This is a genomic window from Microbacterium sp. CFBP9023, assembly GCF_034045055.1.
In the GTDB taxonomy this organism is placed as follows: domain Bacteria; phylum Actinomycetota; class Actinomycetes; order Actinomycetales; family Microbacteriaceae; genus Microbacterium.
The window spans coordinates 1,111,322-1,124,331 of the sequence record NZ_JAXCWI010000001.1; the positions used below are offsets into that span (position 1 = coordinate 1,111,322).

The 13,010-nt window shown below is 68.4% G+C and carries 13 protein-coding genes; 1 reads left to right on the forward strand and 12 read right to left on the reverse strand.

The window, feature by feature from the left end; genetic code table 11:
* Positions 1 to 39: 39 nt before the first annotated feature.
* The 12 genes from scpB to SOM10_RS05510 form a co-directional block, all read right to left on the reverse strand.
* Positions 40 to 654 carry an SMC-Scp complex subunit ScpB gene (gene scpB / locus SOM10_RS05455; protein ID WP_053096848.1) on the reverse strand — a complete coding sequence of 205 codons (615 nt, stop codon included), beginning with the start codon at positions 652 to 654 and terminating at the stop codon, positions 40 to 42.
* Positions 644 to 1,462: a segregation and condensation protein A gene (locus tag SOM10_RS05460; RefSeq protein ID WP_056279127.1), complete on the reverse strand. Its 819-nt coding sequence runs from the start codon at positions 1,460 to 1,462 to the stop codon at positions 644 to 646. Before SOM10_RS05460 ends, scpB begins: the two co-directional genes overlap by 11 nt.
* Before the next feature lie 103 nt (positions 1,463 to 1,565).
* Entirely contained in the window at positions 1,566 to 2,399 is an 834-nt protein-coding gene (locus SOM10_RS05465) for a ParA family protein (protein WP_053099169.1), read from the reverse strand.
* Positions 2,400 to 2,555: 156 nt separating this feature from the next.
* Positions 2,556 to 3,458, reverse strand: coding sequence for a site-specific tyrosine recombinase XerD (gene xerD, locus SOM10_RS05470; RefSeq protein ID WP_320488814.1), 903 nt, complete (start codon positions 3,456 to 3,458; stop codon positions 2,556 to 2,558).
* Positions 3,459 to 3,460: 2 nt separating this feature from the next.
* Positions 3,461 to 4,039, reverse strand: a complete 579-nt coding sequence (locus SOM10_RS05475) for an NUDIX hydrolase (RefSeq protein ID WP_320488816.1) — start codon at positions 4,037 to 4,039, stop codon at positions 3,461 to 3,463.
* Between the two features lie 14 nt (positions 4,040 to 4,053).
* On the reverse strand, positions 4,054 to 5,772 hold the full coding sequence (locus SOM10_RS05480) for a CTP synthase (protein WP_320488818.1): 1,719 nt from the start codon (positions 5,770 to 5,772) through the stop codon (positions 4,054 to 4,056).
* 17 nt (positions 5,773 to 5,789) lie between these two features.
* Positions 5,790 to 7,481 (reverse strand): DNA repair protein RecN, encoded by a 1,692-nt coding sequence (gene recN / locus SOM10_RS05485; RefSeq protein WP_320488821.1) that lies wholly within the window; start codon positions 7,479 to 7,481, stop codon positions 5,790 to 5,792.
* Positions 7,478 to 8,392, reverse strand: coding sequence for an NAD kinase (locus SOM10_RS05490; protein ID WP_053096854.1), 915 nt, complete (start codon positions 8,390 to 8,392; stop codon positions 7,478 to 7,480). Before SOM10_RS05490 ends, recN begins: the two co-directional genes overlap by 4 nt.
* Positions 8,389 to 9,186: a TlyA family RNA methyltransferase gene (locus tag SOM10_RS05495; RefSeq protein ID WP_285363376.1), complete on the reverse strand. Its 798-nt coding sequence runs from the start codon at positions 9,184 to 9,186 to the stop codon at positions 8,389 to 8,391. The genes SOM10_RS05490 and SOM10_RS05495 overlap by 4 nt, the downstream gene beginning before the upstream one ends.
* Positions 9,183 to 9,359 carry a hypothetical protein gene (locus SOM10_RS05500; RefSeq protein WP_320488823.1) on the reverse strand — a complete coding sequence of 59 codons (177 nt, stop codon included), beginning with the start codon at positions 9,357 to 9,359 and terminating at the stop codon, positions 9,183 to 9,185. Before SOM10_RS05500 ends, SOM10_RS05495 begins: the two co-directional genes overlap by 4 nt.
* Positions 9,360 to 9,422: 63 nt before the next feature.
* Positions 9,423 to 10,460: an HAD-IIA family hydrolase gene (locus tag SOM10_RS05505; protein ID WP_320488825.1), complete on the reverse strand. Its 1,038-nt coding sequence runs from the start codon at positions 10,458 to 10,460 to the stop codon at positions 9,423 to 9,425.
* Positions 10,460 to 11,497 carry a hypothetical protein gene (locus SOM10_RS05510; RefSeq protein ID WP_320488827.1) on the reverse strand — a complete coding sequence of 346 codons (1,038 nt, stop codon included), beginning with the start codon at positions 11,495 to 11,497 and terminating at the stop codon, positions 10,460 to 10,462. The genes SOM10_RS05505 and SOM10_RS05510 overlap by 1 nt, the downstream gene beginning before the upstream one ends.
* On the opposite strand from SOM10_RS05510, the gene SOM10_RS05515 reads away from it, so the two are divergent.
* Entirely contained in the window at positions 11,438 to 12,988 is a 1,551-nt protein-coding gene (locus tag SOM10_RS05515; protein ID WP_320488829.1) for a hypothetical protein, read from the forward strand. The two genes, SOM10_RS05510 and SOM10_RS05515, sit on opposite strands and share 60 nt — an antisense overlap.
* The last annotated feature ends 22 nt before the right edge of the window (positions 12,989 to 13,010 follow it).

Consider the following 13,010-nt stretch of genomic DNA (forward strand, 5'->3'; position numbering starts at 1 on the left):
CGCCGTCGCGGCCGGTCGCTGCCGTCAGGACGACCGAGATCATCGGATGGTCCCTTCGTCGAAGCCGTCCGCGCCGTCGTCGAGCAGAGGAGAGATGGGGGGCAGCTCGTCGAGCGAGTTGATGCCCAGGTGCTGCAGCAGCGCGTCGGTCGTGCCGTAGTTGATGGCGCCGGTCTCGGAGTCCGCGAACAGCTCGGTGATGAGACCTCGTGCGAGGAGCGTCCGTACGACGGAGTCGACGTTCACCGCGCGGATCGACGCCACCTGGCTGCGCGTGACGGGCTGCTTGTAGGCGATCACCGCGAGCGTCTCGAGCGCCGCCTGCGAGAGTCGCGCTGGCGCTTGTCCCCCGACGAATTCCGCGACGACGTCGTCGTGGTCCTCCCGGACGTACAGGCGCCAGCCCCCGCCGACCTCACGCAGCTCGAAACCCCGTCGCGGTCCGTGACCCTTGCCGTCGTAGTCGTCGACCAGCGTCTCGATCGTCTGTCGGACGGCCGCGACCGGTGATCCGACGGCAGCGGCGAGAGCGACGAGTCCGATCGGCTCGTCGATGATCAGCAGGATCGCCTCGATGCGCTCGGAGAGAGGCGTGTCACGCACGGCCGGCTCGGTCACGGCTCCGGTCACTGCGTCAACGGTGTCATCGGTCATAGTCGGCTCCCAGGGATGCCAGTGTCTCGTCCGACCAGGAGTCGGCTGCCCAGCGCAGCGTGAGCTCGCCGAGCGGTTCCAGTTGTTCGAAGGAGAGTGCGGCGTGCCGGTAGAGCTCCAGCACGGAGATGAACCGCGCGACCACGATCCCGGGCTCGCTCACACCCGCGACCAGCTCGCGGAAGCTCACGGACTCCGCCGCGCGCAGCAGAGTGACCACGATCGCGGCCTGTTCGCGGATGCTGACGAGCGGAGCGTGCAGGTGATCGAGGCCGACATGCGGGATCTCCTTCGGCGCGAACGCGAGAAGCGCGAGCGCGGCGAAGTCATCCGCGCTGAGCGACCACACGAGCTCGGGGGTCTTTCGCCTGTGCTTCTCATCCAGCCGGACAGCACGCACGTGCCGACGGTCCTCGCGCTGCAGGCATCGGGCGAACCACGCCGAGACCTCTTTGAAGGCGCGGTACTGCAGGAGTCGCGCGAAGAGGAGGTCACGTGCTTCGAGGAGAGCGACGGCTTCGGCATCCACCAGCTCGCCCTGAGGCAGCAGTCCCGCCACCTTCATGTCGAGCAGCGTCGCTGCGACCACCAGGAACTCGGACGCCTGATCGAGCTCCTCGTCGTCGTCGAGCTCCTTGAGGTATGCGATGAACTCGTTGGTGACGGCGCTCAGCGACACCTCGGTGATGTCCATCTCATGCTTCGAGATGAGGTTCAGCAGAAGGTCGAACGGGCCGTCGAAGTTCGACAGGGAGACGCGGAACCCGGCATCCGCCGGCGGTGCGGTGTCAGCGATGTCTGAGCCGATGTCCGCGACGGACTGAACGGGCGAGACGGACTGAGGCGAGACGGACTGAGGCGAGACGGACTGAGGCGAGACGGACTGAGCCGGGGTGTCTGGCGGCTCGAGCTCAGGCGACAGCGCCACGGGCGACCAGCTCCCGCGCCAGTCGCAGGTACGCCTGCGCGGCAGCGTGCTCCGGAGCGAACTCGGTGATCGGCACACCGGACACCGATGCATCGGGGAACTTGACGGTTCGACCGATCACGGTCTCCAGGACGTCGTCCCCGAACGCCTCGACCACACGCTCGAGAACCTCACGCGAGTGCAGGGTGCGCGGGTCGTACATGGTGGCGAGGAGGCCGTCCATGGTGATCGACGGGTTCAGCCGGTCGCGCACCTTGTCGATCGTCTCGATCAGCAGCGCCACACCGCGAAGCGCGAAGAACTCGCACTCGAGCGGGATGATGACGCCGTGAGCGGCGGTCAGCGCGTTGACCGTCAGCAGACCGAGCGAGGGCTGGCAGTCGATGAGGATGACGTCGTACTCCCCCGCGACCTGGCGGAGGACACGGGCGAGGATCGTCTCGCGGGCGACCTCGTTCACGAGGTGCACCTCAGCGGCCGACAGGTCGATGTTCGCCGGCATGACGTCGAGGCCTTCGACACCCGAGTGCACGATCGCATCATGTGCGTCGCGCTTGGTGTCGAGCAGCAGATCGTAGATCGTCGGCACATCGTGCGTCTGAATCCCGAGACCAGCCGACAGTGCGCCCTGCGGGTCGAAGTCGACCGCGAGGACCTTCCGGCCATATTCGGCGAGGGCCGCGGCGAGGTTGATCGAGGTAGTCGTCTTGCCGACGCCGCCCTTCTGATTGCAGAGGGCGATGATGCGGGCGGGACCATGCGAGGCGAGAGGAGCAGGGGTCGCGAAGCCGTGATAGGGACGCCCGGTGGGTCCCATGGGGGTGTCGTCGGTCTTCGACGTCTTCGCCCTGGACTTCGCCGCGTTCTCAGCCACCGATTCTCCTGCTCGTTTCGTGCTTGATCGAGTCTACCGATCGCCCGGAGGGTTCCACGCCTCGGCCGCGGCGATCCCGCGTTTTGGCCGCAGCTCGGCTCACCGGGCGCGAGGGTGCGACGTCGCGTAGATGTCGCGCAGCGTGTCGACAGACACGTGCGTGTAGATCTGGGTCGTCGCGACCGAGGCGTGTCCGAGCAGCTCCTGCACGACGCGCACGTCTGCGCCGCCCTGCAGCAGGTGCGTGGCGAACGAGTGCCGCAGCGTGTGCGGTGAGACCTCGGCGGTGATGTGCGCGTTCTCCGCGGCCGCGCGGATGACCAGCCAGGCGCTCTGGCGTGACAGGGGCGCACCGCGCGCGCCGAGGAACAGCCGCGCCGACGCCCGACCCTTCACTGCGAGCCCGGGACGGACCCGGGTGAGGTACGCGTCAACCGCTGCGCGGGCGAACGAGCCGATCGGCACGATACGTTCCTTCGACCCCTTGCCGCGGAGGCGCAGGACATCGCCATGAGCGAGGTCGTCGACGTCGAGCCCGACGGCCTCCGACACACGAGCGCCGGTCGCGTAGAGCAGCTCGAGCAGGGCCCGGTCACGGATGCCCAGCGGATCCTCCGCGCTGGGGGCGCCGAGGAGGCTCTCGACCTGGTCGATCGTCAGCGCCTTCGGCAGACGCCGCGGGGCCTTGGGCGGACGGAGACGGCCGCTCGGGTCATCCGGTTCGATCCCTTCACGCGCCAGGAACCGGTGCCATCCGCGCACCGACGACTGCAGGCGGGCGAGGCTCGTCGCCGCAGGCGCCGGATCGGCCCCGGAGCGATCGGCGATGAAGCGTCCGACGACCGCAGCGCTGATCTCAGCGGTGTCCGTCACCCCCTCGGACACGAGCCACTCCAGATACATGTCCAGGTCGCGTCGATACGCGGAGATGGTGTGCTCGCTGAGACCGCGCTCGATCGTGACGTGGCGCAGATACGTGTCCAACGCTCGGTCGAGCTGCATGCTCAGCTCCGGTCGCGCAGCCTCTGCGCGGCCGCGAGGACGCCGATGCTGAGGATGCCGTTGCGCATCCGCCCATCGAGCACCGCGGCGACCGCGGCATCGAGCGGCACCCACTCCACGCGGATGTCAGCCTCTTCGTCCACGCGCGCGTGCGCTTCGTTCGCCGTCGACACACCACTCGCGAGGAAGACGTGGATGACCTCGTCGTTGCCACCCGGGGTCGTCCACGACGATACGAGCGGCTCCCAGTGCGCGGCGACGAGATCGGCCTCCTCCGCCAGCTCGCGCTGAGCTGCCGCGAGGGGCTCCTCCCCCGGCATGTCGAGCAGACCTGCCGGCAGCTCCCAGTCGCGGTGACGGATCGGGTGCCGGTACTGCTGGATCAGCAGTACGCGACCCTGGTCATCGAGCGCGAGGATCGCTACGGCGCCGGTGTGCGCGACATACTGACGGCGGATCTCCCCGTCGCCGTAACGCACACGGTCGTCGCGCACATTCCAGACGGCACCCTCGTAGACGAGGTCACTCTGCAGAACCTCCGGCTGGAAGGGCTCGTCTCTCAGCTCATAGAACTCAGACATGGGCTTCGCCACGCTCAGGCGACTGCTTCGCCGAACTCGGCATCGGCCCCGACGTCGAAGAGCTCGCTCGAGCGGTGACGCTCGATCGCAGCCCCGACCAGGCCACGGAACAGCGGGTGCGGGTCGGTCGGGCGCGAGCGGAGCTCCGGGTGCGCCTGGGTGGCGATGTAGTACGGGTGGACGTCCCGCGGGAGCTCGACGTACTCGACCAGGTCGAGCTCGGGGTTGAGACCCGAGAAGACCAGACCGGCCTCGGAGAGACGCACACGGTAGGCGTTGTTGACCTCGTAGCGGTGGCGGTGACGCTCCGACGCCTCGGGGCCGCCGTACAGCTCGCTCGCCAGGGAGCCCTCCGCCAGCGCCGCCTTGTAGAGGCCGAGCCGCATCGTGCCGCCCAGGTCTCCACCGTCGAGGATCTCGATCTGCTCCGCCATCGTGGCGATGACCGGCTCGGTCGTCTCGGGGTCGAACTCGCTCGACGACGCGCCCTCGATGCCGGCGACATCACGGGCGTATTCGATGACCATGCACTGGAGGCCGAGGCAGAGGCCGAGGGTCGGAATTCCCTGCTCGCGCGCGAACTTCAGCGCACCGAGCTTGCCCTCGATCCCACGGATGCCGAAGCCACCGGGAACGCAGATGCCGTCGAGTGCGGCGAGCTGCTCGCGGGCGCCCTCGGGGGTCTCGCAGCGGTCCGACGGGATCCAGCGGATGTTGACCTTGGTCTCCTGTGCGAAACCGCCGGCCTTCAGCGCTTCGGTCACCGAGAGGTAGGCGTCCGGCAGGTCGATGTACTTGCCGACCAGGCCGATGGTGACCTCGTGCTTCGGGTTGTGCACGGCGTGGAGGACCTTGCTCCAGCGCGACCAGTCCACCTCGTCGGCAGCCTTCTTGTCGAGTCCGAGGCGCCGCACGATGTACGAGTCGAGCCCCTGGTCGTTGAGCGTCGAGGGGATGTCGTAGATGCTCGGCAGGTCGACCGTGTTGATGACGCCCTCGGCGTCGACGTCGCACATGAGTGCGATCTTGTTGCGGTTGCTCTCGCTCACAGGCCGGTCGCTGCGGAGCACGAGGGCATCGGGCTGGATGCCGACCTGACGGAGGGCCGCCACCGAGTGCTGGGTCGGCTTCGTCTTCTGCTCACCGGATGCGCCCATGAACGGAACCAGCGAGACGTGCACGAAGAACACGCTGTCGCGTCCGAGCTCGTGACGCAGCTGACGAGCGGCCTCGAGGAACGGCTGCGACTCGATGTCGCCGACCGTTCCGCCGACCTCGGTGATGATCACGTCGGGGCGAGGATCCTCGGTCGCCTGCAGACGCATGCGGCGCTTGATCTCATCGGTGATGTGCGGGATGACCTGCACGGTGTCGCCGAGGTACTCGCCGCGACGCTCGCGGGCGATGACCTGCGAGTAGATCTGACCGGTCGTGACGTTCGCCGCCTGCGACAGGTTGATGTCGAGGAAGCGCTCGTAGTGGCCGATGTCGAGGTCGGTCTCGGCACCGTCATCCGTGACGAAGACCTCACCGTGCTGGAACGGGTTCATCGTGCCCGGATCGACGTTGAGATACGGGTCGAGCTTCTGCATCACGACGCGGAGTCCGCGTGCGGTGAGGAGGTTGCCGAGGCTTGCGGCAGTGAGCCCCTTACCCAAAGACGAAACGACACCACCCGTCACAAAGATGTGCTTGGTCGTGTCGTTCTTGGGCCCCGCAGAAGAAGAGTTCATCACGGGCTTCGATCCTATCAGGAGGTGAGGGCGCCGAGGCTGAGAAGTTCTCGGGCGTGGGTGATCGCGGCATCCGAATCGGTCAATCCGGACAGCAGTCGGGCCATCTCGGCCTCGCGCTCCTGGCCTTCGAGACGGCGGACACTCGATGCGGTGACTGCTCCGTCGTGGGATTTCACGACGGACAGGTGGTTGTTGGCGAACGCGGCGACCTGAGCCAGATGAGTCACGGCGATCACCTGCGACTTCTCTGCGAGTCGGGCGAGTCGTCGGCCGACCTCGATCGCCGCCGCACCGCCGATCCCGGCATCGACCTCGTCGAAGACGAAGGTCGGCACGGGGTCGGTGCCGGCGATCACGACCTCGATGGCGAGCATCACGCGCGACAGCTCACCGCCGGATGCCCCCTTCGAGACGGAGCGGGGTTCGGCACCGGGGTGGGGCGCGAGCAGGATGGCGACGTCGTCGCGGCCGTGAGCGCTCTCCGCCCCGGGCGTGACCGCGACCTCGAGAGTCGCGTCCGGCATGGCGAGCTCGTGCAGCTCATCGCTCACGGCGACGCCCAGTCGTGCTGCGGCTGCGGTGCGCTTCGCGGTCAGTGCCTCGGCCCGGGAATCCAGCTCAGCGCGAGCGGCGTCCCGTTCGGCCTCGAGGCGTGCGAGCCGCTCGCCGTCGTCTTCTAGTTCGGCGAGCCGGGTCGATCCGGTCTGCCACAGCTCGAGTGCCTCGTCCAGCGAACCGTGCGCACGGATGAGCGTGCTCAGTGCCGCGCGCCGTTCTTCGACAGCAGCGAGCTCGTGCGGTCCCGATTCGTCGAGATCGGCGAGGTAGGCGGAGAGCTGTCCGGCGATGTCGGCGATCCGGTAGCCGATGTCGGCGAGGCCTGCGGATATCTCGGTGAGCGCGGCGTCGGAGACCCGTTCGAGCGCGCGACGCGCCTCGGCGATCAACGCGGATGCGTCGGGCTCGCCCTCTTCGTTCGAGAGCGCGCCGTGGGCGAGCGAGGCCGCGAGGCGCAGCTCCTCGGCGTTCGCCAGGCGCTCGGCCCGTGCCGACAGCTCGACGTCCTCGCCCGGTTCGGGGGCGGCAGCCTCGATGAGAGCAAGTGCCTCCCGAAGCCGGGAGGCCTCGTCGGCTCGGCGATCACGGTTCTCGGTGATGTCCGCGATTTCGGAATCCAGTTCGCGCCACCGGGTGAACGACGATGCGTAGGCGTCGAGCGCCCGGGCGATCGACGCTCCTCCGAAGCGATCGAGCGCATCGCGCTGCGCAGCGGCAGAGCGCAGCCTGAGCTGCTCGGACTGACCGTGCACGACGACCAGCTCCTCGGCCAGGGCCGACAGCACACCCGCAGGCGCCGCGCGTCCTCCGACGCTCGCACGGCTGCGTCCCTCGGCGCTCAGCGTGCGTGAGACGTACAGCTCTGCGGCACCGGAACCGGCGGGTTCCAGCTCGCCCCCGGCGTCTGCCACGATGTCCGCGACGTCGCCGGTCTCGGGGACGATCCACACGCCCGCGACCGAGGCCTGGGTGGCACCGGCACGCACCGCTCCGGAATCGGCGCGCTGACCGAGCAGCAGGCCGAGGCCGGTCACGACCATCGTCTTGCCGGCACCGGTCTCACCTGTGATCGCGGTGAATCCGGGCCCGAGAGGCAGCACGGCGTCGGCGATCACGCCGAGTCCCTGCATCCGCATCTCCTCGATCATGAGGCTGCCCCCTGCCCGCGCCATCCCGCGACCGGCAACTGGAACTTGCGCACCAGACGATCGGTGAACGCGGTCGGGTGCAGACGCGCGAGGCGCACGGGGCGCGATGATCGCCGCACGACGACTCGGGCCCCCGGCGGCAGGTCGTGGGACCGTCGCCCGTCGCACCAGAGGATGCCAGCGCCGGACGTGCCTTCGAGCATCTCGATGGCCACGGCGGCATCGGGGCTGACCACCAGCGGCTTGGCGAAGAGCGCGTGCGCCGAGAGCGGCACCACCGCGATGGCTTCGACGCTCGGCCAGATGACCGGACCGCCCGCGGAGAAGTTGTAGGCCGTGGACCCGGTCGGAGTGGACACGACCATTCCGTCGCATCCGAAGCTCGAGAGGGGGCGTCCGTCGATCTCGAGCACGACCTCGATCATGCGCTCCCGACTCGCCTTCTCGACCGTCGCCTCGTTGAGGGCGAACGTCTCGTAGACCACCTCGCCGTCGACGTCCTTGACCCGGACGGACAGCGCGAGACGCTCTTCGACCTCGTAGTCGCGGTCGATGACGCGGCGCATGGCGGCATCCATGTCATCGCGGTCGATCTCCGCGAGGAATCCGACGTGGCCCATGTTGATCCCGAGCACGGGAGCCGCGCAGCCGCGCACCAGCTCGGCGGCTCGCAGGATCGTGCCGTCGCCGCCCAGGACGATCGCGAGCTCGAGCTGCTCCTGCTGCACCGTCTCGCCGAGCACGTCGACATCCGCGAAGCGGGCATCGACGGCACGCAGGTCGAGGCTGTCGTCGGCAGCGAGCACGGGGCGCGCCCCCGCGCCGCGCAGCGCATCGACCACGCGGAGGGCCGCTTCGACCGTGTCTTCCCTCCCGGCATGGGCGACGACCAGGATGTTGCGCTCGTTCATCGTCTCCCTGTCAGTTCGTTGATGCGGTCCGACCATTCTGACGGATCACTGCCGCGGCCCGGTGCGAGGTGCAGAAGGTATTCCGTGTTCCCGTGGGTCCCGAGAATCGGGGAGGACAGGATGCCGAGCATGCCGAGCCGCGCGTCCCAAGCGCTCCACGCCGTCCGCGCGACGGCGTCGGCGCGCGTGGCGGGATCTGTCACCAGTCCCCCGCGCACGGCCGTTCGACCGACCTCGAACTGGGGTTTGACCAGCAGCACGATGTCGGATCCCGCCGCTGCCACGCTCGCGACGGCCGGCAGGACATGCTCGAGCGAGATGAACGAGAGGTCGCCCACGATGAGGTCGGGGGCTGCGTCCTCCCCGGTCACGTCCCTCAGGTTCTCTGGGGTCATGTATCGGACGTTGTACCCCTCGACGCGCACCACACCGGGATCGGATGCCACGGCAGCGGCCATCTGATCGTGTCCGACGTCGACGGCCAGCACACGGCGCGCTCCGCGCTCACGCAGCACCTGGGTGAAGCCACCGGTGGAGGCGCCCATGTCGAGCGCTAGGCGCCCTTCGGCAGAGATGCCGAAGCCGTCGAGCGCGGCGACCAGCTTGTGCGCGCCGCGACCGACATAGTGGTCGGCACCCGCGACGGAGATCTCGGCCTCATCGCTGACAGGCGTCGACGCCTTCACGACCGGTCGGCCGTCGATGCTCACCAGACCGTCAGCGATCAGGGTTGCGGCGTGGGTGCGTGAGCGGGCGAGTCCTCGCGCGGCGAGGGCAGCGTCAAGTCGCGTCATCGGGCGCCCGGCGCATCGCGCTGATCGAGTCTCGCGCCGCTGTCGAGGCGGCGGGACAGCTCGTCATGCAGCCCGGAGTACGCGTCCGCTCTGGCAGCGAGAGGCTGCCCCTCGATCAGGCGCAGGCGACTCCACAGACCATCGGTCGGTGCGTCCGTCGTCTCTTCGCTCACGCTTCTACTGTACGCGGCAGGGCCGACACGTCGGCGGAGCCACGGCGAGGGCCCGACTGCCCGTCAGGGCCGGTGGAAGGGGTCGTCGTAGAGGCGCTCAGGGACGCGAAGCACGAACACCGGTGTCCCGGAAGCCCAGATCGCGGCTGCCCCGGCGCGCAGCAGATCGATCTGCGCCTCGCCCTCGGCGATGATCTCGACATCCGCACCGGTGACGCGCACAGACGCGCCGTTGACCGAATAGACGCCGTCCTTGGACGTGACCTCCGGGTACGGCTGGTGCAGTTCCCGCAGATCGCTCAGGATGTACGTCGGACGGGATCCTTCCGGTGCCGCGAGCACGTGCTTCGGCCGGTCGATGCCCGTGAGCACCAGCGCGGAGTCGATACCCGCCCTGACCGCCCCGAGAATGTCGGTGTCGAGACGGTCGCCGATGAACAGCGGCTTCGTCGCGCCGAAGCGCGACATGGCCTCCTCGAAGATCGGAGTCTCCGGTTTGCCTGCCACTGTCGCGAGCCGACCGATCGCCGTGTGCACGGCGGACACGAGCGTCCCGTTGCCCGGGGCGACGCCGCGTTCGCGCGGGATCGTCCAGTCGGTGTTGGTGGCGATCCACGGGATGCCGCCCTCATCTTCGGGGAGCTTCAGGGCGAATGCCGCTTCTGCCAGGTCCGTCCAGGCGACCTCAGGGGCGAAGCCCTGCACGACCGCATCCGGAACATCCTCAGCACTGCGAGTCACCGTGTAACCGGCCTTCTCGGCCTCGTCCACGAGCCCGGCTCCCCCGACGATCAGCAACGTCGCCGGAGGGGGCACGATCCCGGCGAGCAGCCGCATGGCGGCCTGCGGGCTGGTGATGACATCAGCCGGGGCGACGTCGAGACCCAGGCTGCTGAGGTGCTCGGCGACCGACGCGTCGGTGCGCGACGCGTTGTTCGTGATGTAACCGAGTCTCGCGGTCTCACCGGCCGCGTTGAGGCTCTCCACCGCGTAGGGCAGCGCGCCAGGGCCCGCATAGACGACGCCATCCAGGTCAGCGAGCACGGCGTCGACGCCGTCGAGCGGCGTGCGCAGTGCGGACTTCTTGGAGAACAGCCCCACTACGCCTCCTCAGAGGGCTCGGATGCTGTGCGCTTCGCGTCGGTGTCGGCGGGATCGCCGTCCTCGTCCTCGTCCTCGTCCTCGCCGAGAAGCTCACGCACCTCATCGTCGATCGACGGTTCCGGCTCGATATCGGACTCGGTGTCCGCCTCTTCAGCACCTGCAGCCGCGATGGTCTCGTCGGACTCGGCGGGCTCCAGGTCGGACTCAGAATCGTCAGAGCCAGAATCGTCGGACTCAGAATCGTCGGACTCAGAATCGTCAGACTCAGAGTCGGACCGGCCGTCTTCAGCATGGTCGTCATCGAAGTCACCTTCGATGAGACCGTCTTCGATGATGATCTCCTCATCACCGGCTTCGTCGACGCCCAGCGCTTCCGCAGCGACCTCGGCGCGATGCGCCCAGAACTCTGCCTCGTCGGTGCGCCCCAGGTCCTCGAGCACGGCGGCGCGCGCAGCGAAGAGCGCGGGGCTCCACTCGAATGCGCGGTCGGGGTCGAGCTCAGGGATCTCGAGTTCGCCGAGCGCGAGTTCGAGGTCGCCCTGATCCAGACGTGCACCCGACATGGCGATCGCCAGCGAGACACGGACGGGCGTGGTCAGAGCGGTCCGGTCGACAGCGCGACCGGTCTCGAGCGCACGGTCGGGGCGGCCGATGCCCCGCTCGCTGTCGACCATCAGGGCGATCTGATCGTCCTTGCCGGAGATGCGGCGGTACGTGCGCAGCTCACGCAGCGCAAGAGCGAAGTCCTCGGTCGCATAGGCGGTGATCCCGAGGGTCTCGCGGACGATCGCGATGCGGCCGGCACGGCGGGATGCTGCGAGAGCGTGCTCATGAGCGAGAGCGGGATCCTCGTCGATGAGACGCGACGCCATCGCGAGGTGACGAGCGACGAGGTCGGCGTTCTCCTTGCTCAGGGTCTTCAGCTCATTGCGCGCCGACGTGTGCAGGTCGCGGGCCGTGACGTCATCGGGGATGTGCGGGTCGTTGAAGCGAGGACGATCGCCCGCTGCCTGCACCGGACGCTCACGGTCCACTCCCCCACGCTGCGGGTACGAGCGCGACGAGTCGCGGTCCTGCCGCGGCGCGCGGTCATCACGGTTGTAGCCACCCGTGCGGGGGCCGCCATCGCGACTGTCGCGGTTGTAGCCGCCGGTGCGGGGGGCGCCGCCGTCGCGACTGTCGCGGTTGTAGCCGCCCGAACGCGGAGCGCCGCCGTCGCGACTGTCGCGGTTGTACCCACCGGTACGGGGAGCGCCACCGTCACGGTTGTAGCCACCGGTACGAGGTGCGCCACCGTCACGGCTGTCACGGTTGTACCCACCGGTACGAGGTGCGCCACCGTCACGGCTGTCACGGTTGTACCCACCGGTACGGGGAGCGCCACCGTCACGGTTGTAGCCACCGGTACGAGGTGCGCCACCGTCACGGCTGTCACGGTTGTACCCACCGGTACGGGGAGCGCCACCGTCACGGTTGTAGCCACCGGTACGAGGTGCGCCACCGTCACGGCTGTCACGGTTGTACCCACCAGAACGCGGAGCGCCACCGTCACGGTTGTAGCCACCGGTGCGGGGGGCGCCACCGTCGCGGTTGTCGCGGTTGTAGCCACCGGTACGGGGAGCGCCACCATCACGGTTGTCGCGGTTGTAGCCACCGGTACGAGGTGCGCCACCATCACGATTGTCGCGGTTGTAGCCACCGGTACGAGGTGCGCCACCATCACGATTGTCGCGGTTGTAGCCACCGGTACGAGGTGCGCCACCATCACGATTGTCGCGGTTGTAGCCACCGGTACGGGGAGCGCCACCATCACGGCTGTCACGGTTGTAACCGCCCGAACGCGGAGCGCCACCGTCACGGTTGTAGCCACCGGTACGAGGTGCGCCACCGTCACGGCTGTCACGGTTGTAACCGCCCGAACGCGGAGCGCCACCATCACGGCTGTCACGGTTGTACCCACCAGTGCGAGGAGCACCACCATCACGGTTATCACGGTTGTACCCACCAGTGCGAGGAGCACCACCATCACGGTTATCACGGTTGTACCCACCAGTGCGAGGAGCACCACCATCACGGCTGTCACGGCTGTACCCACCCGAACGGGGAGCCCCACCGTCGCGGTTGTAACCGCCGGTGCGCGGGGCACCACCATCGCGGTTGTAACCGCCAGTGCGCGGGGCACCACCATCGCGGTTGTAGCCGCCAGTGCGCGGGGCACCACCATCGCGGTTATAGCCGCCCGAACGGGGAGCGCCACCATCACGGTTGTCGCGGTTATAGCCGCCCGAACGGGGAGCGCCACCATCGCGATTGTCGCGGTTGTACCCACCAGAACGGGGGGCTCCTCCGTCACGACTGTAACCGCCCTCGCGGCGGGGTGCGTCGTCGCGACGCGGACCGCTGCTGCGATTCTGTTCCGAGCGTCCTCCGGAAGGTCGGTTACTGCGCGATCCCTGGTCGTCGTTGCGACGCGGACGGCGCTCTTCCTCTTCCGGCATGATGCTCCCTGTTCTAGATGTTGTTAACGCAAAATGGCCACCCAACGAT

Excerpts from the sequence above, each read along its gene's own strand:
- SOM10_RS05465 (WP_053099169.1), bottom strand. The coding sequence starts at position 2,399 with ATGGGACCCACCGGGCGTCCCTATCACGGCTTCGCGACCCCTGCTCCT.
- SOM10_RS05480 (WP_320488818.1), bottom strand. The coding sequence starts at position 5,772 with ATGAACTCTTCTTCTGCGGGGCCCAAGAACGACACGACCAAGCACATC.
- SOM10_RS05475 (WP_320488816.1), bottom strand. The coding sequence starts at position 4,039 with ATGTCTGAGTTCTATGAGCTGAGAGACGAGCCCTTCCAGCCGGAGGTT.
- recN (WP_320488821.1), bottom strand. The coding sequence starts at position 7,481 with ATGATCGAGGAGATGCGGATGCAGGGACTCGGCGTGATCGCCGACGCC.
- SOM10_RS05495 (WP_285363376.1), bottom strand. The coding sequence starts at position 9,186 with ATGACGCGACTTGACGCTGCCCTCGCCGCGCGAGGACTCGCCCGCTCA.
- xerD (WP_320488814.1), bottom strand. The coding sequence starts at position 3,458 with ATGCAGCTCGACCGAGCGTTGGACACGTATCTGCGCCACGTCACGATC.
- scpB (WP_053096848.1), bottom strand. The coding sequence starts at position 654 with ATGACCGATGACACCGTTGACGCAGTGACCGGAGCCGTGACCGAGCCG.
- SOM10_RS05490 (WP_053096854.1), bottom strand. The coding sequence starts at position 8,392 with ATGAACGAGCGCAACATCCTGGTCGTCGCCCATGCCGGGAGGGAAGAC.